This window comes from Seinonella peptonophila, assembly GCF_900129355.1.
In the GTDB taxonomy this organism is placed as follows: Bacteria; Bacillota; Bacilli; order Thermoactinomycetales; family Thermoactinomycetaceae; genus Seinonella; species Seinonella peptonophila.
Genome location: NZ_FQVL01000006.1, coordinates 1 through 24,698 on the forward strand (window position 1 = coordinate 1; position 24,698 = coordinate 24,698).

Below are 24,698 nucleotides of genomic sequence, written 5' to 3' on the forward strand. Positions count from 1 at the left end.
CCCAGTGTGGCCGATCACCCTCTCAGGTCGGCTACGCATCGTTGCCTAGGTGAGCCTTTACCTCACCTACTAGCTAATGCGCCGCGGGCCCATCCGCAAGTAGCAGCCGAAGCCACCTTTCTCATCTTTTCCATGCGGAAAAGATGTTTATCTGGTATTAATTCCGGTTTCCCGGAGCTATCCCAGTCTTGCGGGCAGGTTGCCCACGTGTTACTCACCCGTTCGCCGCTCGTTCCACCTCCGAAGAGGCTTCCCGCGCTCGACTTGCATGTATTAGGCACGCCGCCAGCGTTCGTCCTGAGCCAGGATCAAACTCTTCATTAAAAAAGTTTGTCTTGCTCAATAAGAATTACAGGTACATGTTCACTCTTTAGTTTTCAAAGAACAACTTGATGCTTCATCTATTTGATGAATGTTTTTGTTGTTTCATGTCGTTTGTGGCGACAAGAAATACTATAGCATCTCAAACTAAACATGTCAACAGTTTTTTATAAAAATAATAGACTCCCTTTTCATGGGAGTCTCGATATCGGTTAACGGGGAGTAATCTGCCAATTGATCGGGTCTCGACCGATACTTTCCAAAAACTGATTTGTTTTTGAAAATGGACGACTACCAAAGAATCCATTTCGCGCCGAAAATGGACTTGGATGTGCTGACTCGATGATAAAGTGATGACGATTTGTAATCAATGCTTTTTTGTTTTGTGCATGACGCCCCCAAAGAATAAACACAACAGGCTGATTACGTTCATTTAACGCCGATATCACCTGATCTGTAAACACTTCCCAACCCATTCCTTTATGTGAATTAGGTTTACTTTCACGAACCGTTAAAACTGTATTCAGCAATAATATACCTTGTCTTGCCCATTCTTCTAAAAATCCATGATTTGGAATTGTGCAGCCTAGATCATCCGCCAGTTCCTTATAGATATTTTTGAGCGAGGGCGGAATACGAATACCTGGCTTCACAGAGAAACTGAGTCCATGTGCTTGCCCAGCTCCATGATAAGGGTCTTGACCCAAGATCACGACTTTTGTATCTTCATAACCTGTAAGATTTAAGGCTGAAAATATCTCATAGCGATCAGGATAAATTCGCTGATCGTTATATTCGTCGACTAAAAATTGACGTAATTGCTGGTAATAGGGTTTATCAAATTCTTCCCCGATTACATGAGCCCAATCATTTTGTAGAATTGTCATGAACTACTCCCCATTCTATTAGCAATATCTCCCCTATTTTCTCAAACAGAAATCATCATTGCAAAGGGAATTTTCTTTTATCAGTTCGAATAAATACTACATTCAACAGATAACATAGCGAAACTGCAATTAAAGTAATGAATAAAAAATGATTTTTTTCAATCCATTGATTTGCCCAGATAAAAAGAATTAAGCCACCTACTCGGCCCAGACCTAAAGGGACTTCTCTTATCACAATGAAATCGAGCCATTTATCTTCTTGATCACATTCATGCTCAATCACATCATACATAACGGTCTGCATGGGTATTTCCAACGCAGGTGAAACCAGACCAAGAATGATGACAAACGATATTAAAACTGAAAATGTGGGCTCAATTGTTAGTAGCACTGTAACAATCAATAAAAACCATGCTGCTAGCAAATAGTAGAAGCGTCTGTTTTCAGGAACAATTTTTTTCGCATAATAAAAAGAGGCGAAAACGGTTGTGCTGCTCATCAAGAAAGTAAAAGTACCTACCCACGATTCTGAGTGAACAATAAAATAAATTGCCATCGTCAGCAGGAATGATTTCATCAAGCCGTCAACGGCTCCCCAAAAAAAAGTAGCTGTTAGTAGGAAGTACCATGCTTTTGAACGATGGCGAATCACTTCCCGCAAATAAGAACGAGTTCCCTTCCATTCATTTGGAATCCAGAATGAGCTAATAATAGAGGCAATAAATAAGCAAACAGAACATGCAAATACAATAAAGTAGCCAAAAAAACCACTAAATTGCACAATTAATAGACCTGCGATAAAAGGAGCGATCATCCCTGATAAGGAATTTAGCAAATTTTCAATGTGTGAAAAGCGATCACGTAGTGTGTGCGCGACTCGATTCATTGTTACAACATGTGTTCCAACTGACCAGAAACTCTCAGCAATCCCCATCAATAAGGCAATCAGGACATAGATACTTAACGCCTGTTGTTGAAAATAAAGGAGCAGACCATAACTTCCAGCATATAAGCCAACACCAAATCGAAATGAAAGTAATGGGCTTGTTTTTCGTGCAAACCAACCGCAAACCGGATAAGAAAAGAGCACTCCTATTGCTTGATAGATAAAAAAAAGCGCCAGCAACTTTAAAGATTGCTCCATTCTCCAAAGAAAAATACTGATAAAAATTTTTGAAAATGCAGAGGCAAATCGATAAAGAAATTGCGCTACCAAAAAACGTTTTGCAAAACGGTGTAACTTCAGAAAAAGCACCTCCGGTTTTTAGGTTCCATTCAAAAAGGATGCTCCTTATATAAATATACAGAAAAGACTTCAATTCATCTATCCAAATTGCCTAAGAGTACTCCCTCTGCTACAAGTTGAGATTGCTAAGAAAATGAGTTATAAGAAAAAACCCCTGGCCGGGGTTTTACAGACTGATGAAAACCTATATTTTGGTGAAAAATCAAATGAAAATAAAGCATGTTTAAAGGAGGAGATGGTTTGCCATGGTCGGACAAATGCTCCTAATCCCACATTTGTCTAGGCGTGGCGCCTTGCATACACCTTCGTAGCCTGAACTGGAGGCATCCATCTTTTTCAATAACACGGAGTGCATAAACCTTGACTTCCAGAAAAGAAATCGACTTATACTTTGTCTACAATCTGAAAAACCCCTTGGGCATTTACCCTCCTGCTTAAATTCCTTCCAAAAAGATAAAGCGTAAGATAAATAGCACACCTAAAATATAGACGATAGGATGAACAGCCTTCCATTTTCCAACTACCACTTTACACAAAGGATAGAGGATGAAGCCAAGGGAAATTCCTGTGGCAATGCTCGATGTTAGGGGCATAGCGATGACTGTAACAAAAGCAGGAATCGCTTCCGTTAAGTCTTCCCATTCAATTTTCCGTAGACTATTTGCCATCAAGACACCAACAATAATCAACGCAGGCGCTGTAATAGCACTGACCGAAGCAAAGCGTTCAACTAAGGGAAAACAGAAAAGTGACAAAAGCATACAAAAGGCAGTTGCAACTGAAGTCATACCTGTACGTCCCCCGGAAGCAACGCCAGATGTTGATTCAATATAAGAAGTAACGGTTGAAGTACCTAAGGCAGCTCCAGACATTGTCGCAATTGAATCGGTTACTAAAGCCTTGCCCGCACGAGGCAATTTTCCATCCTTTAGCAAACCGGCTTGAGTTGTGACACCTACTAAGGTTCCTGCATTATCAAATAAGTCAACAAATAAAAATGCAAATACAATTGTTACGAGACCCAATTCTAAGGTTGATGCTAAATCAAGTTGCAATAGAGTGGGTTTTATACTCGGTGGTAATGAAAAGAACTGGGTAGGCGGCTTGATTTGTCCAGATAACATCCCAACAATCGCCGTTAAGACCATCCCGATGAAAATAGCCCCTTTTACTTTACGTACGACTAAAATCACAGTAACAAGTAATCCAAACAGGACAAGCCATGTTGACTTACTCGCAAAATGCGGGCTTAAACTAACGATGGTAGCTTCTGAGGGTACAATGATCGCTGCGTTTTTTAACCCTATAAAGGCGATAAAAAAGCCAATACCTGCAGAAATGGAATATTTCAGCCCACTTGGGATTGCATTAATAATCATTTCCCGCACTTTTGTAGCAGTTAACAATAAAAATATAAGACCAGAGATAAACACAGCTCCCAAGGCTGTCTGCCAAGGTACTTTCATTCCCAAAACGACGGTATAGGTAAAATAAGCGTTTAATCCCATTCCAGGAGCAAGCGCAATGGGATAATTGGCAAGCAGCCCCATCAATAAAGTACCAATGATGGAAGCAATCACAGTAGCGACAAAAACGGCACCAAAATTCATACCCGTCTTACTCAATATAGATGGATTGACAAGGAAAATATATGCCATTGTAAAAAATGTGGTAACACCTGCTAAAATCTCTGTCCGCAGATTTGTTCCATGTTCGGTAAAACGAAAATAACGTGCATACCATGCTATGTCTTGATTACTCATTTGTTACTCCTTATCCTTTCTTATAAGTTCATCATGAATCATCCTCAATAAACACATAGAAAATGATTTCATTCTGATTATAACTTAATTTATACATTTGCTCGATCCTATTTTCTATCAATCTGGCATTACATGTTCGGGTTGTGATTCAATCCGATCCTTTCTTTCCAAGGAAGAAAGCTCTTTAAAAGTTTGTCCAAAAGTTCTCATTAGCTCTAATTGGGTTCGTTTGTTTAATATCGAAATTTTATCGCTTGAATCAACATCAATCGTCGAATAACGTCCCAATTTGGTTAATAACTGTTTCATCTTCCCTTCTCCAAAGTGATTCAAAAGAAATGAAAACCAACGGTAACAAGAGATATAATAACGGCTGGCATCTGTATCATTCAATTGTTCTAGATTCATCTTCTGAAGCTGTTCTAAGGAGAGCGGATGAATCAAACGATGTTCTGGTACCTCCTCATGTAAACCTGGAAGCAACTTTGCTTCATAGTACATGGCAGCTCCTTCTTGAAGCCAATATGCAGCATTATCTTTTGTCAGGTCACTTACCATCTGATGCGTCTCTTCATGGACGATGCCCGCAGCGAATGAATGAAGGGGCTCTCGCTGGGTTACTAACTTAATTGATTGACGAGCTTCATTCCATCCTCCTGCCCAATTAGGCAATGATAGCTTTACTGATTGACGAAACCATGCTGGTTGATGGTAAAGTTTAATTTTAATACGTTCAGGATGCCATGAAAAACGTTGGTGCAAAACATACCGAGCGCGTCTTGCTATATCCAACGCAACATGTGCTTTTTCTTCTAGGGATTGGTCTGTATAGCAGACATTTATTCCTGCCTGGTTTAAACAGTAAAATGGGAAATCACTATCTTGCCACCCTTTTGAAGTCTGTACAAAAATGAGTGGAAAGACATTCGATATTTTCCGTCTTTGTTTTCGATATCTTTGTTCAATCCAGACCTGAACGGTTCGTTTTCCCTTTAATTCAATACGCTTAAGCCGTAAATCATAAGTATATGGGTCAATATAGCGAATCGCATCAGCAAACCAGCGCTTTTGCTCCTGAAGATAGTGTGATTGATTTATGATTGTTTGGCGATAAATTCGCCAATTTTTCCGGTTGATCGCCCATTCTCGCTTAGCGATCACATGTCTGATTTCTTTCATAATATACTGTTGATCCGAATGATCTGAAGTGCCGCCAAGTGTCTGGAAAGCGATAGAGATGAGTAAAATCAATTTCAATAAAGTCATCCTCTTTCCCGCCTTGTTATCATCTTTACTTGATCGATAAATATGTACGCATCTAGTTTGACCTATTTTCAATAAAAAAACCCATACCATGAAGTATGGGTACAGACGGACGGAAAAATAATTTGTTAGAAGAAAGGATAATAGCGTTCAGGTAGAACGAAAAGCAATCGTGGAGTCCATATATTGCGGCAGGTAGAACGAAAAGCAATCGTGGAGTCCATATATTGCGGCAGGCGGAAAAAATGCTCCATCACCCGCATTTTACTAGGCACTACTCAGCCACGTCTGTGTAGCGAAGAATAGGCGGTAACACTGTCTGCACACGCCGTGAACAAGTTTCGCTAAGCAGCTAACACTAGCAAATCTCACTATGACGTGCATAGCCGAGTTGATACCGCCCTAGGCGAACAGATGTGGCACCATCCATTCATCTATGCAGCGTGAAATATTGACGGAACCACTATCTTGTCTGAAAGCTTATTTTACTCCCATTCAATGGTAGAAGGGGGTTTAGATGTTATATCGTATACAACCCGATTGACATGATCCACTTCATTTACAATCCGATTGGAAATCTTCTCTAAGACATCATAGGGGATTCTCGCCCAATCTGCGGTCATACCATCAATGGAAGTAACAGCACGAATCCCGATCGTATAGGCGTATGTGCGCACATCACCCATGACACCAACGCTACGCATATCAGGCAAAGCTGTAAAGTATTGCCATATCTCACGGTCTAATCCTGCATTTTTAATTTCTTCTCGTAAGATTGCATCTGACTCTCGAACAATAGTTAGTTTTTCTTCGGTCACTTCGCCAATAATGCGGATTCCTAAGCCAGGGCCTGGAAAAGGTTGACGCCAAACGATCTCTTTAGGTAAACCGAGTTCTTCACCAACAAGGCGCACTTCATCTTTAAAAAGTGTGTTGAGAGGCTCGATTAATTCCATCTCCATTTCTTCTGGCAGTCCACCGACATTGTGATGTGACTTAATCGTTTGTGCGGTGGCAGTTCCAGATTCAATGATATCTGTATAAAGCGTTCCTTGACCTAAGAAACGGTGATCACCAAAGCGTTGAGATTCTTCTTCAAAAACATGGATAAATTCATTTCCAATGATTTTTCGTTTTTGTTCTGGGTCTGTAACCCCTGCTAGCTTGTTTAAAAACCGCTCTTTTGCATCAATCTTCACTACATGCATCTTAAAATGCTCTGCAAAAGTCTCCATCACACCTTCTGCTTCGCCTTTTCGTAAAAGGCCATGATCAACAAACATACATGTTAATTGATCACCCACTGCTTTATGAATTAAAGCAGCTACTACGGAGGAATCTACACCGCCACTTAAAGCGCAGAGGACTTTCTCTTGCCCAACTATCTGACGGATTTCAGCAATCGTATCCTCGATAAACGTATTGGTACTCCAATTCCCCTCACATTGACAAATATCATAAAGGAATCGACGTAGTAAATCATGTCCTTTTGAAGTATGTTGTACTTCCGGATGAAATTGAACTGCATAGATCGACTGAGAAGGATTACTCATCGCTGCAATCGGAGCTGATTCAGTTTTTGCATCTATAGTAAACCCAGCAGGTGGCTTCATCACTAAATCACTATGACTCATCCATACTTGTCCATCCTGACGTAAATCCTGTAAAAGGGGGCTTTCGGATATTACTTCAATTTGTGCTTTCCCATACTCTCGTTTTGTAGCTGGTTCAACACCGCCACCAAAATGATCAACAATCAATTGCATTCCATAACAAATACCCAAAATGGGGATACCTAATGAAAAAATCTCAGGATCACATTTTAATGCGCCCTCTTCATAAATACTATTAGGACCTCCTGAAAAGATAATCCCACGTGGGTTCAACCCTTTTATCTCAGCAGCTTGTAATGTATGGGGTAGAAGTTCGCTAAATACACCTAAGTCTCGAATTCTTCTAGCAATTAATTGATTATATTGACCTCCAAAATCGAGTACAATCACTCGTTCCATCGGTTTTCCCATCTTCATCCCTCTTGTTCACAATTTTAATTGACTCGTTCATACATATTCTAGAATCACAGAACATCATACCAAACCCCACTTCAATTGGGAAGCTATGATGTTTGATCATGTTTTTGTAGCGGTTCAACATGGATATGGATATGGCGTATTTGCATGGACTCAACTAACATACGTTCCACTCGTTCGGTCAGCTCATGACTTTCTTGTACAGAGAGATCCGGGTGTACGCCAACCGTCATTTCAACCAATATATATTTCCCCTGCTGTCGAGCACGAATTGCTTTCACTTCACCAATCCCCTCAATCTGCTCTACATGGTGCTCAATTTCTAGAAGTCGTTTTGCATCAAACCCATCCATCAGTGCATGAATGGCCTCTTTACCTATTGACCAAGCTGTTTTTACAATCAAAATTCCAACAATAATCGCCGCGACTGGATCGATCCAAGCATAGCCCAATCGTGAGCCTAAGATACCCAATGCGGCACCCAAACTAACAAAAGCATCTCCTCGATTATCAGCAGCGGCAGCACGCAAAGAGGCACTATCTGTTTTACGACTTAATCGAAAATTATAGAAAGCGACGCAAAACATGAGCAAGGCTGATAAAATAGAAATGTAAATAGCATAAGGATGAATCTTTACATCTGAGGGTTGAAAAAATGATATCAGTGCGTTAATCCATATTTGAAGTGTAACTAAAAGCATAAAAGAAGCAGCAACCAATGTAGCAATATACTCAGCTTTATGATGCCCATAATGATGATCATGGTCTGCGGGTTGACCTGATACCATCAGTCCAATCAGAATGGCTACTGAGAGGAGGATATCTGAACTATTATTAAAACCATCTGCAACCATAACTTGTGAATGAGACCAATAACCCATGGTAATCTTCACAGTAGCTAAAAGTACATAGGCAACAATTCCGATCCAGACCCCTTTTTGGGCTTCTCTTTGTTTTTGGGAATCCACAGGTAACAAAGAGCTTCACACTCCTCCTGACAAAATGCAACGATAAAGAGTATTATTCACGTTTCTTCATTTCATATTTATGATAGAAAATAAAGTCAATTTCATTTTAAAGAAACGTCATTCACCATTCCAATCATATAATATAACGGTAAATGACGTGAGATCACTATGAGCTTGAAGGTGAATATAAACATGTGGATTCGAGAAAATGTCGTGGAGGCATGTCGACGCTTCCAAGGTTCTACTTCATCACTAGAATTGATCGGAGGCAATCATGAACATGTCTATTCCTATCAGCGTGACGGTAAAATATATATTTTAAAACTTTACTCTATTGCAGCAAAGGACCCGCGATTAATTGAAATCGAATTAAACTGGATGAACTATTTAAGGGAAAATGGGCTTGATATCCCTCGTCCAGTCACCTCTAAAAATAATCATTTTATTGAAATGATTGCTATGCTTCCCTTACCTTTTTCTGCTGTCTCCTTTGAACAATTAGAGGGTGAGCCATTTAATCTGACAAAACGTTCATCTTGGCAAGACCGCTTTTTTCGCCAATTTGGACAAGTAATGGGCAAAATACATCGACTATCTCAAGAATTTTCTACTTCTTGTCAAGACTTAGATGAATGGGATGAAGGAGAAATTTATCATCGTGACTTTTCACCTGTCAGTCGGGGAGAGTTAAAGAAATGGGAGCAACTAAAAGCGAGAATTCGTACATTTCCAAAGAATCCAGAGTCATATGGATTAATTATAAACGATCTACGAATTGGAAGCTGCCTCCTCAGCCGCCAAGAACATTTTGCTATCTATGATATGACTCGGATTAAACGCCATTGGTATACATATGATATCGCGATTGCCCTACATGAGGTGCGAGAGCTATTACAACCCAGTGAATATGAAGATTTATTCACCCGCTTCTTACTTGCTTTTATAGAAGGATATCGCCAAGAAAACCAACTTGACTCTGATCAGTATGAACAAATCGAGTTCTTTATAGAATTTCGAAGATTATTCAAAGAACTCCAAAGGTGGATTTAAATAAAAGAATGCGGACGACTTTTTAACTGTCCTCATTTTCAAGTTGGATGATCTCTATATTTGTTAAATGACAAGAACCGGACCAGCAAGTCAATCACTCTTGCCGATCCGGTTCTTGCCGTATTTGCCCGACTAGGGCTCGTCATGTACGGGGCGAGCTACTCCCCCGTCTTCTTCTTCTTCCTTCTCGGAAGAATACTACGGGGCTTATTCTGCTCCTCTAAAATCCTAGCGAAGGTTGGGGCTTCTTCCCTCTTGACGCGGTTGAAACGAGGATCATCCCCCTCGTAGGGTTCCCCAAAAGGTACCACTTCTTCACGAATAGCCATGTCTGCCTCCGTATACCGTCTCTATGCCAATGTTTATACAATTATATCAAAAACATTGATTCAGCAATGGGGAAATTAGTCAATATGATCAAGTGCCTACCTTTAGCATCATAGAAAAAAGAGTCCGAAAGGACTCTTTTGTGGCTCCTGATGGCTTCACTTACATCATGCCACCCATACCGCCCATAGCACCCATATCAGGAACGGCTGCACCTTTGTTTTCTTCTGGTTTATCCACGACAACTGCTTCAGTTGTAAGGAACATCGCTGCACCAGATGCTGCATTTTGTAGGGCAGAGCGCGTTACTTTTGCAGGATCAATGATACCAGCTTGAATCATATCAACCCATTCGCCAGCTAAAGCGTTATAACCAATACCTGGCTCTTCTCTTTTGAGGCGCTCAACAATAACAGAACCTTCTAATCCAGCGTTTTGAGCGATTTGACGAATTGGTGCTTCTAATGCACGTTTGATGATGTTAACACCTGTTTTCTCATCACCAGCAGGCATTGACTCTTCTAATGCTTCTACAGCACGAATTGCGTTGATGAATGCTGTACCACCACCAGCAACAATACCCTCTTCCACACCAGCGCGTGTAGCATTTAGAGCATCTTCAATGCGAAGTTTTTTCTCTTTTAACTCGGTTTCAGTTGCTGCACCAACTTTGATCACAGCTACACCACCGGTTAATTTAGCAAGGCGTTCTTGCAATTTCTCTTTATCAAATTCTGAAGAAGTCTCTTCCATTTGTTGCTTAATTTGATTTACACGAGCATCTACATCTGCTTGTTCACCTTCACCATCAATGATAATTGTATCATCTTTGGTTACACGGACGAGACGTGCACGACCAAGAGACTCCATACCGATATTTTTCAGATCAAGACCGAGCTTATCCGTTACGAACTGACCACCAGTAAGCGCAGCAATATCTTGAAGCATCGCTTCACGGCGATCACCAAATCCTGGAGCTTTTACTGCTACTACATTTAGCACACCACGGATTTTGTTGAGCACCATTGCTGATAGTGCTTCCCCTTCGATATCTTCAGCGATAATCAAGAGAGGTTGACGTTGTTCTGCAAAAGTGTTCAATAAGTTTAAAATATCAGGGAGACTTGAGATTTTCTTATCTGTGATCAAAATGTAAGGTTTCTCAAGAACTGCTTCCATTTTCTCACTATCTGTTACCATGTATGCAGAGGAGTATCCACGATCAAATTGCATACCTACTGAAACAGCTAGTTCAGTGTTAAATCCTTTTGATTCTTCAACTGTGATCACACCATTGTTGCCGACTTCTTTCATCGCTTTTTGAATGAGTTCGCCAACTTCTTCATCATTTGCAGAAATAGCTGCGACTTGGGAAATTCGATTTCCTTCAATTGGTTGTGCAATCTTTTGGATTTCTTCTACTGCTGCTTTAACTGCTTTTTCAATCCCTTTGCGAACTACCATTGGATTGGCACCAGCTGTTACATTTTTCAATCCTTCATGGATAATCGCTTGAGCAAGCACTGTTGCAGTGGTTGTTCCGTCACCAGCCACATCATTCGTTTTTGATGCAACTTCTTTAACCAATTGCGCACCTGCGTTTTCAAAAGCATCCTCAAGTTCGATTTCTTTTGCAATGGTAACCCCATCATTAGTGATTAATGGTGAACCAAACTTTCTTTCTAATACAACATTACGTCCCTTGGGTCCCAAGGTCACTTTGACTGCGTCTGCCAAGGAATCAACGCCTTTCAGCATTGCCCGGCGAGATTCTTCACTAAATTTAATCTCTTTCGCCACTTGTACCTTCCCCTTTCATGCTATGTAAAATTCAAATTCGTTCATTCAGTTGAGATTACTCAACAATTGCTAAGATATCACTTTCACGCAAGATCAGATAATCTCTACCATCGTACTTTACATCCGTTACAGCAAATTTAGAAAAAATGACTCGTTGTCCCTCTGTTACTTCAAGTGGTACACGTTTGCCATCCTCAAGATGTCCTGAACCAACTGCAACCACACGTCCTTCTTGTGGTTTTTCTTTTGAAGTCTCGGGCAGAATCAAACCGCTAGCAGTTTTCTCCTCATTTTCTACTGGCTCCAAGACCACACGATCACCCAAAGGTTTGATCATGGTTTAACAACCTCCTTCACTAACATTCGTTTTCAAATTTGTTAGCACTCGACAATGTTGAGTGCTAACATCAATTCCTATCATATTCATCTTGAACCAATTTTGCAAGACCCAAACCAAAAAAATAAGATTGTTTTTCACTATTCATCTTCTGGATCAATAGACTCAATTCCTTTTTCCATCCAAGTAGCGACCCAAATACTAATTTCGTACAATAACGTCAATGGAATCCAGACCAATATATTTGAAATCAAATCGGGCGGTGTAATAATTGCAGCAATAATAACAAGCAAAAAATAAGCAGCACGACGAAACTTGCGTAGCATGACTGAAGAGATGATCCGTAGTCGAGTTAAAAATAAAACCACAACAGGCAGCTCAAAAAAGAGAGCAAGCGGAACAATCACATTTACCATAAAGCCAAAATACTGATAGATACCATACGTTTCCACGATTCCAAACTGATGGTTTAGCTGGGTAGTAAACTGAATCAAGTAAGGAAAAATAACAAAATAACCAAAGGATAATCCCACTAAAAAGAGTATCGAAATAATCGGTATATAGATCAATGTAGCTCGGCGTTCGTTCTCTCTAAGCCCTGGACTTACAAATTGCCATAGATGATACAATATCACAGGTGTTGTAATGACAGAAGCACAAATGAAGGAAATCTGCATGTAAATTTTCAAGGAATCTCCTGGTGCTAAGGCATGCACAGTAATCCCATGCAAAGCATCATGGCGAATCCAACGGAAAATATCATCGGCAAAGATCAAACTAACAATGAGTCCTAATAAAAAACATACAGCCACCCACATCAACCGTACTCTTAGCTCTTCTAAATGTTCTGTCAAAGGCTGAGTATCGTCATACATCTCAAAAATCCCCTTTAATCATCTCCATCGCTATTAAGCGTAAAGTCATTCACATCCTCTTCAGCTGGAAAGTTCTTCAAAAAATAGATTAACGTTTGTAACTCTACTGTTAGATCAATATGATGGATGCGAATATTGGATGGAGCATTAAGTCTTGCTGGCGTAAAATTAAGAATCCCCCGAATTCCAGCATTGACTAAAAAATTTGTAGTCGCTTGCGCAACACTAGCTGGAACAGTTAAGATCGCAACCTCAACATGATGAAGTGCTAAAACTTCACTGAGACGATCCATCGCGAATATCGGAATTCCGTCAATTTCTGTTCCTACTTTACTAACGTCTTGATCAAAACCAGCAACAATCTTGGTATTATGACTACGATAGAAATTATATCGCAATAATGCAGTTCCAAGGTTCCCAACGCCAATGAGTACCACATTTGTCACTTCATCTTGTTTTAGAAAATCACGTAAAAATTGCAGTAAATATGTAACATTATAACCGTAACCCTTTTTCCCTAATTCACCTAAATAGGAAAAGTCTCTACGGATTGTAGCAGGATCAATCTGCAAAGCATCTGCTAATCCTGCCGATGAAACGCGTTGTTTACCAATCGCGTGTAGCTTTTCTAGATAACGATAATAAAGTGGTAATCGCTTCGCCGTTACTTGAGGAATTTTTTGATCAGCCACGAGATTACCTCCTTTGAAGCGAGTTTTTGTGATGAAACGCACAAAAGTGCATAATGTCAATATACCATAATTCATTCTATATGAAGCTATGATCTTACCGTTTTTCAATTTTTTTCAAGAAAGTATATGAGATTGGTTGGGGTGAGTAAGATCGTGATTGTTTGATCATAACTTTCAGCATATACAGATGAACAAAGTTGTTCTGGATAGGCAACCCCGATTGACAGCAACTGTGGATTTTTCATGAAAAACCGGTCATAATACCCTCCACCGTACCCTAAACGGTATCCTCGTTTGTCAAAGGCTACACCTGGTACAATCACTGCTTCTAACTCATTTGGATCAACCAATCGGGCTAAAGCCGGATCTGGTTCTATGATTCCATAACTACCTGTCTGAAGTTGATCAACACAGCGAACAGCATAACAGGTAATCTGCTTCTGAATCTGATCCGCAACGGGTAGAATCACTTCTAGTTGATTGCTCCAAAAATATTCTGCAACCAAGCGAAGATCAACTTCTTCATGAATCGGCCAATATAATAAAATCTGTTTCAATTTTTTCGCTTCTAAAAAACGGATTAAACGCTGTGAGATTTGCCGAGAGGCTTTGATGCGATAGCTTTTTGGCAATACATGTCGATAACCACGCATTTGCTTTCGCAAAAGCTGCTTATCTGTTATCATGATTCTTTTTCCTTTCTGAATCAATTTAGGCAAAGTTGCCCTTTATTAATACCTTTGTTACGATGAATAGATATCTCAGACTGGTATAAGTATCGTTGCCATAAAAGCTTCATCCCTAAATAAAACCAAATACTCCTAAGCTGAGATACTTGAATAGAATTGATAGAGAGGTCGCTCACTACCATGTTATTACAGGCAAATCAATTAGCAAAATCGTTTGGCGGACATGAAGTTTTTACATCGCTAGATTTAAAAATAGATAGGCGGGATCGGATTGGTTTGATCGGCGTAAATGGCGCCGGAAAATCGACGTTACTACAAATATTGACGGGTGAGCTCTCTGCTGATCATGGTCAAATTCATCACAGTCGCCATGTCAAAATCTCTTATCTAAAGCAATCGATTGAGACTTCGTCAGGTAAAACCATCTGGGAAGAAGCAAAACAAGCATTTACACACCTGTTAACGATTGAACAGGATCTACGTAAACTTGAACAACAGATGAGCCATCAGGCTGATGAAAAATTATTGAATCGTTATGCAAATTTAGAGACTCATTTTGGCAAGGAGGGTGGATATCAATATGAAACAGCCATATCAAGCGCTTTACAAGGGCTTGGACTTGGCTCACTCGATTGGCATGAACAAAAAGTATCTGAACTGAGCGGTGGTCAAAAGACAAGATTAGCACTTGCTCGACAGCTACTAGAAAAACCTGATTTATTAATTCTAGATGAACCAACAAACTATCTAGATCTTAATGCGCTCACATGGTTAGAACAGATGCTGATCAACTATGAAAAAGCATTCTTAGTCGTCTCGCATGATCGCTATTTTCTAGATCGACTTGTTGAGCAGATCTGGGAACTAGAAGATGGCCAACTTCAGCAATATACTGGTAATTATACAAAATATGTAGAATTAAAAGAAGCAGCTCGTGCAGAGCAAGAAAAGAATTGGAAAAAACAAGAACAAGAGCGAAAACATCACGAAGATTTTGTTGCTCGCAACATTGTACGCGCCACGACGAGCAAAAGAGCGCAAAGTCGTCGTAAATTATTAGAAAAGATGGAACGAATTGATCGTCCCAAACAGAATCAACAAAAAGCGGCGATTCGTTTTGAAATTGAACGACCAAGTGGTCAGTTAGTATTAACTGCCAAGCAACTTTGCTGCGGGTATGAGGAACCGCTAACGTCACCTCTCTCCTTTGAAATCAGGCGAGGAGAACGTATTGCTTTACTTGGTCCAAACGGTGTAGGGAAATCGACATTACTTCATACATTGGCAGGCAAGCAAGAGCCGCTCTCTGGCTACTTTCAACTCGGACATCAAGTGAGCCTAGATCTCTATGATCAAGAACAACGTGATTTATCCTCAGAAAATCGCGTTCTTGATGAAATTTGGAATTCGTTCCCACAATATGATCAAGCAGCGATCCGTTCATTTCTAGGTCAATTTCTCTTTTCGCAAGATGAAGTTTTTCAAAAAGTGAGCAGCCTTAGCGGAGGGGAGAAAGCTAGACTCTCCTTGTTAAAAAGACTGCTCGGTCGATCTAATTTTCTCCTATTAGACGAACCTTCTAATCATCTTGATCTCATCAGCAAAGAGCGATTGGAAACTGCTTTAGATGCCTACCCTGGAACATTGCTATTTGTGTCTCATGATCGTTATTTGATCAAGCGGATTGCCAATCAAATCTGGGAGCTGTCTCCAAAAGGACTGACAATCTTTAAGGGGGATTATGAATCATATCTGGAGCAAAAATCTCAACATAAGAAACAGCAACAACGAACCAAAGAAGTACAGCAAAAAACAGACCATCATAAGCAAAAAAAGTCTCATCAACAGCAGCAACGTCAAGTCGCTCAACTTGAAGAAGCAATCGCTCAGTTGGAAAGACAAATTGCTAACGTAGAGCAGATCCTCTGCCAACCTGAAGTCTTTGAAAATCATCAAAAATTACATCTGTACGAACAAGAGCTATTAGATTATCAAAAACAACTAGAGAAAAAAACAGAGCAGTGGCTAAAGCTTGTTGATGATGATGTATAACCCTATCAACGATGAACCGCAGACATCTTTAAGTTGGGCTCGGCATTAAGCGTTAGAGCGGCTTCATTGCCAGCCCACCATTGATATGTTCCAACCGCGGCAATCATTGCAGCATTATCTGTGCATAGCTCGATTGGTGGTATCTGCAAATAAATACCATCTTGATCACACCGCGCTTGTAACTGTGAACGCAAACCACGGTTTGCTGAAACACCTCCAGCTAATAATAATCTTTTCACACCCGTCTTTTTGACTGCACGCATCGCTTTCTCGATCAATACATCGATTACAGATTGTTGAAAACTAGTAGCGAGATTTGCTTCTTGGATCTCCTCACCACGCTGATTTGCATTATGTATGACATTCATTACTGCTGATTTTAACCCACTAAAACTAAAATCAAGTGAATCAAGTTCTAGCCAAGCACGTGGTAAATTATATGTTTCCATACCAACATGTGCCAGGCGATCAATGGGAGGTCCACCTGGATATGGAAGTCCCATCAAGCGTGCCACTTTATCATATGCCTCTCCGGCAGCATCATCCCTCGTCTTTCCTAAACACTCAAAATGATTATGCGCTTCCATATAGATTAATTCTGTATGACCTCCGGATACAACAAGAGAGACTAAGGGAAATTGTAATGGCCGAACCAAGTGATTGGCATAGATATGACCTGCAATATGATGAACAGGAACCAATGGAATCCCTGTTGTTAACGACAGTGCTTTTGCTGCCGTGATTCCGATTAATAATGCTCCAACTAATCCTGGACCTTGTGTCACTGCAATGGCTGAAATGTCTTGAAGGGCAATACCAGCCTGCTCTAACGCATCCTGAATCATGATCGTGATCCGTTCCACATGCCGGCGTGAAGCAACTTCTGGAACAACGCCACCAAATCGCTGATGAATCTCCATTTGTGAAGAAATGCAATTGCTTAATAATTCATTTCCATCCATGGTAACGGCTACTGCTGTTTCATCACAGCTCGTTTCAATTCCCAATACATACGTTTTCTTTGGTTGTTTCATTTATCATCACCCACATGATTACGGCATCCTCTGGTTCAACAGTGTAAAAGTTAGGTCTGATTCCTGCTGATTGAAAGCCCATTTTTTCATATAGTCGCTGAGCGGCTATATTTGATACGCGAACTTCAAGTGTCATACGATTAGCATCTAAACACTTTGCTAACTCCATACACCCACTAACTAAGACTTGCCCCCAACCTTGTCCACGATGTGAGGAAGCAATCGCGATTTTTGTAATTTGTGCTTCATCGTATACACGCCATAAACCAAAGTATCCGATTACCTCCTCAAATCGCTCCAATACAAAATTATGAGCTAAATGGTTTTGTTCAATTTCATCTTGAAAGATTTTTTTAGTCCAAGGATCTGGAAATGCTTCTCGTTCAATAGATAAAATGGTTGCTAGATCAGAAATCTGCATCGAACGAAAGCGGACTTGCGAATGAATCATTTTTCTTTGGTCAATCCCTTCTATTTTTCTGCAACCACTTCGCTTCCGCCTCGGTTAATTGCAGATAGTCAGGCGCAAAATCATCCGTTTCAGGCGGTTCATTGTCCAAGTGTTTCCTCCAGGCAATCAAACCTAGATGACTCGGGTGTGGTATATTTTCCCCTCCTTGACCAAAGTAGAGTCTCGAAGAAAAAGAGGCTTCGATATTTAAGCGATGTATCTCTACATCTTCACCAAGGAAGAGAACTGGCTCATTCAAAGAAACCACTTTCTTTATTAACTGCTCGATATGAATGACCTGTGGTCGAATAACTGGCTCTAACTGATCAATCAATCTGCGATATACCCCTGCATAGACACGAGAACGCCTTGCGTCAAAAAGCGGTACAATCAAACCTGGAAAATGAGCAGCATTATGCGCTAAAACAGTTAAGCTAGAAGCACTGTAAAGAGGTAACCGCGCAGCCCAAGATAAGGTTTTAGCTGTGGTGACACCAATTCGAATTCCCGTATAAGAACCTGGGCCATTGGTGACCGCAATTTGATCAATGTTTGAGACACTTAAGTCTAATTCAGACAGCAATTGAGAGACTGCAGGCATCAAACGGACAGAGTGATTTTTCTTCAAATTGGTTACCATCTCTCCTAACACACGATCTTGTTCCAAGATTGCGACACCCATCACCATTGTTGACGTATCAATCGCTAATGTTCTCATCGGGGTCACTCCTTATACGTAAGAGTTAGATGTCGGCTGCCTTCTTCACCGACGGAAAAATGTAACCAAAATGTCTCTTCAGGCAACCAATCCTTTGCTCTTGTCGCCCACTCAATCAGGCATATCCCATCTCCATAAAAATACTCCTCAAAGTCAAGCGCTTCTTCTGAAGTTTGTAAACGATATAGATCCAGATGGTAGAGTGGCAGTTTACTTGGATACTCTTTTACAATTGTAAAAGTAGGACTATCAATCGTTTCAGTAATCCCAAGTCCTCGAGCCACTCCTTGAGCAAAGGTGGTTTTCCCTGCTCCCAGTTCCCCTTCAAGCGCTAAGACATCACCAGGGAACAATACTTTCGCTAGCTTTTCACCTAGCTCTTGCGTTGCCTCAACCGTTGCTAAGTCCCAACTAGCAATCTGTTTCATTTTTCTCCTCACTTTCTACAACTGTCACTAGTATAACCCACCTAACTACAACGAAAAAAGACCGCAGTTATAAACTGCGATCTCGTTTGGAGCGGATGATGGGAATCGAACCCACGTATTCAGCTTGGAAGGCTGATGTTCTACCATTGAACTACATCCGCATGTTCATCCATTATAACCGAAATGATACAAATTGACAAGCCTTTTTTTCATTCAGACGATGGTCGGGGTGACAGGATTTGAACCTGCGACCTCCTCGTCCCGAACGAGGCGCTCTGCCAAACTGAGCCACACCCCGGTGTTCGTATAAGGTTGGTGCGGTCGGCGAGACTCGAACTCGCACAGCCGATAGGCCACTGCCCCCTCAAGACAGCGTGTCTGCCGATTCCACCACGACCGCATATTGGTGCGGGTGAAGGGACTCGAACCCCCACGTCAGAGACGCTAGATCCTAAGTCTAGTGCGTCTGCCAATTCCGCCACACCCGCATATGAAAATGGTGAGCCATGAAGGATTCGAACCTTCGACCCTCTGATTAAAAGTCAGATGCTCTACCAACTGAGCTAATGGCTCTAGTACCAAATGGCTGGGGAGGTAGGGATCGAACCTACGCGTCACGGAGTCAAAGTCCGTTGCCTTACCACTTGGCTACTCCCCAAAAATGGGGCGATCGGTGGGAATCGAACCCACGAGTGCCGGAGCCACAATCCGGTGCGTTAACCACTTCGCCACGACCGCCGCAAAACATATGGCGGAGCTGACGGGATTCGAACCCGCGATCTCCTGCGTGACAGGCAGGCGTGGTAGGCCCCTACACTACAGCTCCGCATATGGTGGACGCTGACGGGCTCGAACCGCCGACCCTCTGCTTGTAAGGCAGATGCTCTCCCAGCTGAGCTAAGCGTCCTGGTGACCCGTAGGGGATTCGAACCCCTGAATGCCAGCGTGAAAGGCTGGTGTGTTGACCGCTTCACCAACGGGCCAGTTTTGTGAATCTCTTATGTGAGACAACGAGAATATCCTAACACATAACTTATATCTTTGTAAAGGACTTTTTTAGATTTTATTGCAAAAAATTTAGATAGAACGATAATATCAATATTTCACCGATTAATTGATCACTCCCCATCTTAATAAAAAAACCTAATGAAGCGAGTGGTGAGGTGATCAGCAAATCTCCATTTCGGGAGCAACTTAGCGGAAGGGTAGCTATTCATCCAATTCGTTGTTTTCATTCACTACTGTAGACCACTTTTGCTTTCGAGTTGACAAATCTAACAATCCTAGCTTCTTGGCCACCCAAGGTGTTGTACTTGCTTGGAGCAGAATAGTACTCAGAATCGCTACAAAAGTACTTGCGACCAAAAAGTCCATATATTGAATTCCCATTCCTCCGATCATACCAACTAAAGCCGCGGGAATCACTCCTGTTTCCCTGGTCCAAAAAAAGAAAAGCCACTCATTTTTCTGCCATTTTGCTCGTCGATCCGGTAAAAGTGAAGCTAGCACGGTTAGCGGACGAGCTATAAAGATGAAGATCATCGCAATAGCCAAGGCAATCCAACCATATTTCGCCAAAACATGAAATTGAATCTGGCTACCCAATAACACAAAGATCAACATCCGCATTTTTAAACTAACTGTTTCAAGAAATGCATGTGCCTTTTGCTCTACTTCTACCTCGGTTGAAATCCGAAAAACATCAGCATTTGCAAAAATCAGCCCTGCTACAAAAACACTCATAAAACCACTTGTATGCAATTTCTCCGCTACTAGGAAACTTGCGAATACAGCAATGGTGATCATTGTGGGCACAAATCCTTGAAACACAGCCAAGCGATGATTTGAGATCAGAAAAGTTGTAATAAATCCAATCACTGCACCAATTATGATCCCTCCAAGAGAAAGTTGGAGAAATTGGAGAAAAATATCCCCAGATATGGATGAAGATCTTATCAGCATGCCGATTATCATTGTCGTTAAAATTGCCCCAGTAGCATCTGTAAAGGCAGACTCTGTTATAACTGTTTGCGCAACCTTATTTCGAATTGGATATTTATAAAAAATTGGCACGAGTGCAGCTGGATCAGTCGAGGCTAATATTGCGCCCAGTAGGAAAGCTATCATTAGTGGTATATGGAATAATACGTTAGCTGCGAATCCAACCACGGCAGCTGTAATAACAACACCCAAGGTAGCAAGAAGCGTAACCGAAATCCAAACCTGCTTGAGCACATTTAAATGTGTGATCGTACCTCCATGATATAGGATAAAGGCGGCTCCTATTAATAAAATGCCTTCATTTAAAATTGAATTGGAAGGAATATTTACAATGCCAAAAGCGCTGGGACCAATCAGCATTCCGGCGATTAAAAAGACTGCAACATCTGGAATATTTATCTTCTCTGCTAAAGCGCCTGCAATAGTAGCAACGATAAAGATGAACAGGATGTTGAGTAAAATGTGTTGTGCAGCTTCTACAACGGCTGAATGCATATTTTTCTCTTCCTTTCAAAATAAAAAGAGCCTGTCAAAGACCCAATACGGGTCTTATTGACAGGCTCCTCCAGATCAAACATATTTATTCATTTGGTAAATATAAAAATAATTCCTATCTCCTACAAAAGAAGCAATCCATCAGTTTGTCCATATGAATTCATTATACTTTATGATTCTGTGTTAACAAGGATTTTTGCATCAACGTGTCTGTAATGTATCTACCTTTTTGGATGGTGAAACAGTTTTCTTATTATTTGTACTTCGGTTTACTCCACTCATCATCAAAGTTGAGGTTGGCTTTGTTGTTTGCGTTGTCTGCTTACTGTGATCTTTATGTGCAGTAGTTAATTTTGATTCTTGTTTATGCTCTGTTTGACGATCTGACTTTTTAACAATCGTTTGACGATCTGATTTCTTGTTGGTAATGGCATGTAATTCCTTTAACTCCATCCGTTCAGGCTGTTCATAAGGTGCGTAAATACTTTTCGTTACAAAATCATGCTGACTTTTTGTTTCAGGAACGGAAAAAAGATTACGATCCATGACAGAATTGCCAACTAACAAAAAGACAAACATCATCACAGCAACTGTACCAACAATGCGCCAACGATATTGTTTGATTTGTACAAACTTCAGTTTTTCATTTGAACCGTTTTCTACCTGCTTTTGAGATGCAGAGCTTTTTACGATGCTTGTTTGACAAACTTGATAATAAACATTGAGTAGTTTTTGTCTCATCTCTTCAGCCGATTGAAAGCGCTTATATCTCCTAATGCTAATTCCTTGTTGAATCAACTTTATTAATTCAGCTGGCAATTCTACGCCAATATGGTCAGGATCAAAAATCGCTTGGTCAACCAAAACCTGATGATCCCGCCCATTTTGCGTAGGCGTTTTACCTGTTACCATCTCATATAAAACAATACTCAATGCATATAAATCGGTCGAATTACTAAGATAAAATCCCTGGTACTGCTCAGGCGCGAGATAAAAACGCACCTCATCCTCTATTAGTAAATGTTGATCTTCATGTAGATTTGGCGCTTCCATATACAGAAGCTTAAATATGCCTTGTTTTGTACAAAAAATATGACGTGGCTGAACTTGCTGATGTTGGATACCCATATCATGTATGTACGCTAGCGCATCACATAGTTGAATTGCGATTGCTAACGCTTTATCAACTGGTAGTGGAGCTTCATTTTTGATCATGGACTGTAGGGACTCTCCCTGCATATCCTCCATTACAATATAAGGTGGCTGTTCATCTGTTTCTATATCATATATTTTGATTAAATTTGTATGTTCGATCTCTTTAAATGTATTCATATTTCTTACTGGACGAACGGTTTGCTTCAAAACTGTTTTAATCAATACAAATCGATTTTCGATTGTATCTTTTGCCCGAAAAAGTTTTCCGGTTTCACTTTCCTCAATGAGTTGTAATTGATCATATCGCCGATTTGTAAACACGGATCGTTAACCACCTCCATGCAACCATCCATGTTACTAGCATACCATAAATCAAAACATTGTTAATTAGATATATTTCTATTTTTAATATATATGAGTCACCTCATAGCGTTTGTAAACAAAGTCGATTTCTATCAAATATTTCACGACTCCATTTCCGGCTACGAAGGTGTCTTCACAGCGCCGTGTCTGCTCGCTCAGAGGGTACCAACTTGGCTATGCGCGTCATCGTGAGACTTGGAGCGTTAGCTCTTAGCGAGAGGTGAGCATGGCGTGTGCAGATAATACTACCACCTATTCTTCGCTACACTTAACAAGGATTTGTAGCGCTAGAAATAGAGCTTTGCCGATCACCACTTCACCCGCTCATTCGATCTTTCTACATGTATGATCGGTTTGTGATTGTGGTTCACGTGACGCTCCGATCCGGCTACTACTTAATGAATGTGAACAGTTCTTTCGCAATCTCGGTATTATCGAGCAAACCAGTAAAATGCTGCTTTCCAGGGCCAAATGCATAGACCGGCACATCTTCTCCTGTATGTCCATTTGTGGTCCAGCCGACCCGTGAACGCTTTGTAAAAATTGTCTCTAATGCTTGATCTACTTGATCTAGATTTTTTGATTGGACAGCTAATTTCACACGTTGTATCTCCTCTTGGCGAAGCGGAAACTGAATATGCTTCTTTAAAGTCTCCTCAATATCTTTTGATTTCAGCACTTCTTTGGCAATTAAATCAGGTGTATGTTTCACTTGCTTAATCACTTGTGGAGTAAATCGATAGCCATCCCCATTGCCAACTGTTAGTCCTCCTGTTGAATGATCAGCGGTAGCTAAGACAAGCGTCTCTTGATCTTGCTTTGCAAAGTCTACACCAGCTTGAACAGCCTGTTCAAATTCATTCACCTCACTCATCGCCGCTACAATATCATGATCATGACCAGCCGTATCAATTTGGCTTCCTTCAACCATTAGAAAAAAACCATCTGGATTTTTGCTCAAACGTTTAATCGCTGCTTTCGTCATCTCTGCTAAATGGGGCATCTGTGCAGGTCGATCAATTGCCTTTGGCATCGCCTTTGGAGAAAATAAACCTAAGATATGGTCTCCGCCATGATGCAATTGTTGTCGATTTTGAACGAACTGATATCCAGCCTGCACAAATTCAGCCGCAACATTTCTATCATTGCGTACAAAAAAGTCCCGTCCGCCTCCTAATAAGATATCCACTTTGGGCTTCCCGTTGATCTTATCGTCTATTAAGTCATCAGCAATTTGGTTCTCCATCGATCGATGAACTTCGTGTGCAGCAAAAGCAGCAGGAGTTGCATGCGTTAAATGTGTGGTTACGACAAGTCCTGTTGATTTACCAACTTGTTTTGCCTCTTCTAAAATTGTCTTGATTCGTTTTTTATGTAGATCGACGGCAATCGCCCCGTTATATGTTTTCTTTCCTGTTGCCATGGCGGTAGCCGCTGCTGCAGAATCCGTAATCTCCTCTTTTGGATCAGATGATTGGGTCATTTGAAATCCAACTAAATATTGATCAAAAAAAGTCTGCTTCAATGGTCTTTGATGTTCACCATTTTGCATGTACCGATATGTAGATAAATAAGAGATACCCATTCCATCGCCAATGAAAAGAATCACATTTTTTGGTTTAAGCTGCGATTGTGCCTGCTCTATACCAATCCTCAAAGGCAAAGTCGATTGTAGCAATAGCATGATCAAGAGGGAAACAACTATTTTCATCACCGATCTACTCCCTGCAATTGATATATATAATTTTATGAT

21 protein-coding genes, 10 tRNA genes and 1 rRNA gene are annotated in these 24,698 nt (G+C 40.8%); 2 read left to right on the plus strand and 30 right to left on the minus strand.

From position 1 onward, the window contains the following. From BUB71_RS10710 to BUB71_RS10740, 7 genes are all read right to left on the minus strand, one after another. Positions 1–324 (minus strand): 16S ribosomal RNA (locus BUB71_RS10710); the annotation flags it as partial. A gap of 209 nt (positions 325–533) precedes the next feature. Beyond that, entirely contained in the window at positions 534–1,208 is a 675-nt protein-coding gene (locus tag BUB71_RS10715) for a uracil-DNA glycosylase (RefSeq protein WP_073154856.1), read from the minus strand. 55 nt (positions 1,209–1,263) lie between these two features. After that, on the minus strand, positions 1,264–2,463 hold the full coding sequence (locus BUB71_RS10720) for an MFS transporter (RefSeq protein ID WP_073154857.1): 1,200 nt from the start codon (positions 2,461–2,463) through the stop codon (positions 1,264–1,266). Positions 2,464–2,888: 425 nt separating this feature from the next. Continuing rightward, complete coding sequence (locus BUB71_RS10725; protein WP_073154858.1) at positions 2,889–4,217, minus strand: NCS2 family permease; 1,329 nt, start codon at positions 4,215–4,217, stop codon at positions 2,889–2,891. Positions 4,218–4,334: 117 nt separating this feature from the next. Then, complete coding sequence (locus BUB71_RS10730) at positions 4,335–5,483, minus strand: peptidase MA family metallohydrolase (RefSeq protein ID WP_073154859.1); 1,149 nt, start codon at positions 5,481–5,483, stop codon at positions 4,335–4,337. A 482-nt stretch (positions 5,484–5,965) separates the two neighbouring features. Further along, on the minus strand, positions 5,966–7,504 hold the full coding sequence (guaA, locus tag BUB71_RS10735; protein WP_073154860.1) for a glutamine-hydrolyzing GMP synthase: 1,539 nt from the start codon (positions 7,502–7,504) through the stop codon (positions 5,966–5,968). Between the two features lie 92 nt (positions 7,505–7,596). Continuing rightward, entirely contained in the window at positions 7,597–8,478 is an 882-nt protein-coding gene (locus BUB71_RS10740; protein WP_073155012.1) for a cation diffusion facilitator family transporter, read from the minus strand. Between the two features lie 192 nt (positions 8,479–8,670). Between BUB71_RS10740 and BUB71_RS10745 the strand changes: the two genes are divergently transcribed. Further along, positions 8,671–9,528 (plus strand): phosphotransferase enzyme family protein, encoded by an 858-nt coding sequence (locus BUB71_RS10745; RefSeq protein ID WP_073154861.1) that lies wholly within the window; start codon positions 8,671–8,673, stop codon positions 9,526–9,528. Positions 9,529–9,686: 158 nt separating this feature from the next. Here BUB71_RS10745 and BUB71_RS19585 read toward each other — a convergent pair whose 3' ends face one another. The 6 genes from BUB71_RS19585 to BUB71_RS10770 form a co-directional block, all read right to left on the minus strand. Further along, on the minus strand, positions 9,687–9,857 hold the full coding sequence (locus tag BUB71_RS19585; protein WP_175552346.1) for a hypothetical protein: 171 nt from the start codon (positions 9,855–9,857) through the stop codon (positions 9,687–9,689). Positions 9,858–10,017: 160 nt separating this feature from the next. Further along, positions 10,018–11,655: a chaperonin GroEL gene (gene groL / locus BUB71_RS10750; protein ID WP_073154862.1), complete on the minus strand. Its 1,638-nt coding sequence runs from the start codon at positions 11,653–11,655 to the stop codon at positions 10,018–10,020. 55 nt (positions 11,656–11,710) lie between these two features. Continuing rightward, positions 11,711–11,992, minus strand: coding sequence for a co-chaperone GroES (gene groES / locus BUB71_RS10755; RefSeq protein ID WP_073154863.1), 282 nt, complete (start codon positions 11,990–11,992; stop codon positions 11,711–11,713). Positions 11,993–12,132: 140 nt separating this feature from the next. Next, entirely contained in the window at positions 12,133–12,867 is a 735-nt protein-coding gene (gene tatC / locus BUB71_RS10760; RefSeq protein ID WP_084731443.1) for a twin-arginine translocase subunit TatC, read from the minus strand. A gap of 14 nt (positions 12,868–12,881) precedes the next feature. Next, on the minus strand, positions 12,882–13,559 hold the full coding sequence (locus BUB71_RS10765) for a redox-sensing transcriptional repressor Rex (protein WP_073154864.1): 678 nt from the start codon (positions 13,557–13,559) through the stop codon (positions 12,882–12,884). 104 nt (positions 13,560–13,663) lie between these two features. After that, a complete protein-coding gene (locus tag BUB71_RS10770; RefSeq protein WP_073154865.1) occupies positions 13,664–14,245 on the minus strand; it encodes a 5-formyltetrahydrofolate cyclo-ligase in 582 nt (193 codons plus the stop codon). Positions 14,246–14,428: 183 nt separating this feature from the next. On the opposite strand from BUB71_RS10770, the gene BUB71_RS10775 reads away from it, so the two are divergent. Next, positions 14,429–16,300: an ABC-F family ATP-binding cassette domain-containing protein gene (locus tag BUB71_RS10775; RefSeq protein ID WP_073154866.1), complete on the plus strand. Its 1,872-nt coding sequence runs from the start codon at positions 14,429–14,431 to the stop codon at positions 16,298–16,300. 5 nt (positions 16,301–16,305) lie between these two features. Here the strand turns inward: BUB71_RS10775 and tsaD are convergent, their stop codons facing one another. From tsaD to BUB71_RS10860, 17 genes are all read right to left on the minus strand, one after another. Further along, complete coding sequence (gene tsaD, locus BUB71_RS10780) at positions 16,306–17,334, minus strand: tRNA (adenosine(37)-N6)-threonylcarbamoyltransferase complex transferase subunit TsaD (RefSeq protein WP_073154867.1); 1,029 nt, start codon at positions 17,332–17,334, stop codon at positions 16,306–16,308. Continuing rightward, positions 17,297–17,785 carry a ribosomal protein S18-alanine N-acetyltransferase gene (rimI, locus tag BUB71_RS10785; RefSeq protein ID WP_073154868.1) on the minus strand — a complete coding sequence of 163 codons (489 nt, stop codon included), beginning with the start codon at positions 17,783–17,785 and terminating at the stop codon, positions 17,297–17,299. The genes tsaD and rimI overlap by 38 nt, the downstream gene beginning before the upstream one ends. 10 nt (positions 17,786–17,795) lie before the next feature. Next, complete coding sequence (gene tsaB / locus BUB71_RS10790; RefSeq protein ID WP_073154869.1) at positions 17,796–18,503, minus strand: tRNA (adenosine(37)-N6)-threonylcarbamoyltransferase complex dimerization subunit type 1 TsaB; 708 nt, start codon at positions 18,501–18,503, stop codon at positions 17,796–17,798. 5 nt (positions 18,504–18,508) lie between these two features. Beyond that, complete coding sequence (tsaE, locus tag BUB71_RS10795) at positions 18,509–18,931, minus strand: tRNA (adenosine(37)-N6)-threonylcarbamoyltransferase complex ATPase subunit type 1 TsaE (protein WP_073154870.1); 423 nt, start codon at positions 18,929–18,931, stop codon at positions 18,509–18,511. Positions 18,932–19,018: 87 nt separating this feature from the next. Further along, positions 19,019–19,092, minus strand: a tRNA-Gly gene (locus BUB71_RS10800). A 60-nt stretch (positions 19,093–19,152) separates the two neighbouring features. Continuing rightward, a tRNA-Pro gene (locus BUB71_RS10805) sits at positions 19,153–19,229 on the minus strand. Positions 19,230–19,244: 15 nt separating this feature from the next. After that, positions 19,245–19,331 (minus strand) — tRNA-Leu (locus tag BUB71_RS10810). A 4-nt stretch (positions 19,332–19,335) separates the two neighbouring features. Next, positions 19,336–19,419: transfer RNA gene (locus BUB71_RS10815), tRNA-Leu, on the minus strand. A 9-nt stretch (positions 19,420–19,428) separates the two neighbouring features. Further along, positions 19,429–19,504 (minus strand) — tRNA-Lys (locus tag BUB71_RS10820). A gap of 10 nt (positions 19,505–19,514) precedes the next feature. Then, a tRNA-Gln gene (locus BUB71_RS10825) sits at positions 19,515–19,589 on the minus strand. Positions 19,590–19,593: 4 nt separating this feature from the next. Further along, positions 19,594–19,669, minus strand: a tRNA-His gene (locus tag BUB71_RS10830). An 11-nt stretch (positions 19,670–19,680) separates the two neighbouring features. Then, positions 19,681–19,757: transfer RNA gene (locus BUB71_RS10835), tRNA-Asp, on the minus strand. A 5-nt stretch (positions 19,758–19,762) separates the two neighbouring features. After that, positions 19,763–19,838: transfer RNA gene (locus BUB71_RS10840), tRNA-Val, on the minus strand. Next, positions 19,839–19,914 (minus strand) — tRNA-Glu (locus tag BUB71_RS10845). It lies immediately after the preceding tRNA gene. A gap of 226 nt (positions 19,915–20,140) precedes the next feature. Then, a complete protein-coding gene (locus BUB71_RS10850; protein WP_073154871.1) occupies positions 20,141–21,427 on the minus strand; it encodes a cation:proton antiporter in 1,287 nt (428 codons plus the stop codon). Positions 21,428–21,628: 201 nt separating this feature from the next. Then, a complete protein-coding gene (locus BUB71_RS10855; protein ID WP_073154872.1) occupies positions 21,629–22,903 on the minus strand; it encodes a serine/threonine-protein kinase in 1,275 nt (424 codons plus the stop codon). A 433-nt stretch (positions 22,904–23,336) separates the two neighbouring features. After that, positions 23,337–24,656, minus strand: coding sequence for an alkaline phosphatase (locus BUB71_RS10860; protein WP_084731445.1), 1,320 nt, complete (start codon positions 24,654–24,656; stop codon positions 23,337–23,339). Positions 24,657–24,698: the final 42 nt, after the last annotated feature.

What these genes read in the sequence shown, in the direction of transcription:
- guaA (WP_073154860.1), bottom strand. Translation starts at nt 7,504, where the DNA reads ATGGGAAAACCGATGGAACGAGTGATTGTACTCGATTTTGGAGGTCAA.
- BUB71_RS10860 (WP_084731445.1), bottom strand. Translation starts at nt 24,656, where the DNA reads ATGAAAATAGTTGTTTCCCTCTTGATCATGCTATTGCTACAATCGACT.
- BUB71_RS19585 (WP_175552346.1), bottom strand. Translation starts at nt 9,857, where the DNA reads ATGGCTATTCGTGAAGAAGTGGTACCTTTTGGGGAACCCTACGAGGGG.
- tsaE (WP_073154870.1), bottom strand. Translation starts at nt 18,931, where the DNA reads ATGAAACAGATTGCTAGTTGGGACTTAGCAACGGTTGAGGCAACGCAA.
- BUB71_RS10850 (WP_073154871.1), bottom strand. Translation starts at nt 21,427, where the DNA reads ATGCATTCAGCCGTTGTAGAAGCTGCACAACACATTTTACTCAACATC.
- tsaD (WP_073154867.1), bottom strand. Translation starts at nt 17,334, where the DNA reads ATGAAACAACCAAAGAAAACGTATGTATTGGGAATTGAAACGAGCTGT.
- tsaB (WP_073154869.1), bottom strand. Translation starts at nt 18,503, where the DNA reads ATGAGAACATTAGCGATTGATACGTCAACAATGGTGATGGGTGTCGCA.
- rimI (WP_073154868.1), bottom strand. Translation starts at nt 17,785, where the DNA reads ATGATTCATTCGCAAGTCCGCTTTCGTTCGATGCAGATTTCTGATCTA.
- BUB71_RS10715 (WP_073154856.1), bottom strand. Translation starts at nt 1,208, where the DNA reads ATGACAATTCTACAAAATGATTGGGCTCATGTAATCGGGGAAGAATTT.
- BUB71_RS10730 (WP_073154859.1), bottom strand. Translation starts at nt 5,483, where the DNA reads ATGACTTTATTGAAATTGATTTTACTCATCTCTATCGCTTTCCAGACA.
- BUB71_RS10725 (WP_073154858.1), bottom strand. Translation starts at nt 4,217, where the DNA reads ATGAGTAATCAAGACATAGCATGGTATGCACGTTATTTTCGTTTTACC.
- tatC (WP_084731443.1), bottom strand. Translation starts at nt 12,867, where the DNA reads ATGTATGACGATACTCAGCCTTTGACAGAACATTTAGAAGAGCTAAGA.
- BUB71_RS10770 (WP_073154865.1), bottom strand. Translation starts at nt 14,245, where the DNA reads ATGATAACAGATAAGCAGCTTTTGCGAAAGCAAATGCGTGGTTATCGA.
- groES (WP_073154863.1), bottom strand. Translation starts at nt 11,992, where the DNA reads ATGATCAAACCTTTGGGTGATCGTGTGGTCTTGGAGCCAGTAGAAAAT.
- BUB71_RS10745 (WP_073154861.1), top strand. Translation starts at nt 8,671, where the DNA reads ATGTGGATTCGAGAAAATGTCGTGGAGGCATGTCGACGCTTCCAAGGT.
- BUB71_RS10775 (WP_073154866.1), top strand. Translation starts at nt 14,429, where the DNA reads ATGTTATTACAGGCAAATCAATTAGCAAAATCGTTTGGCGGACATGAA.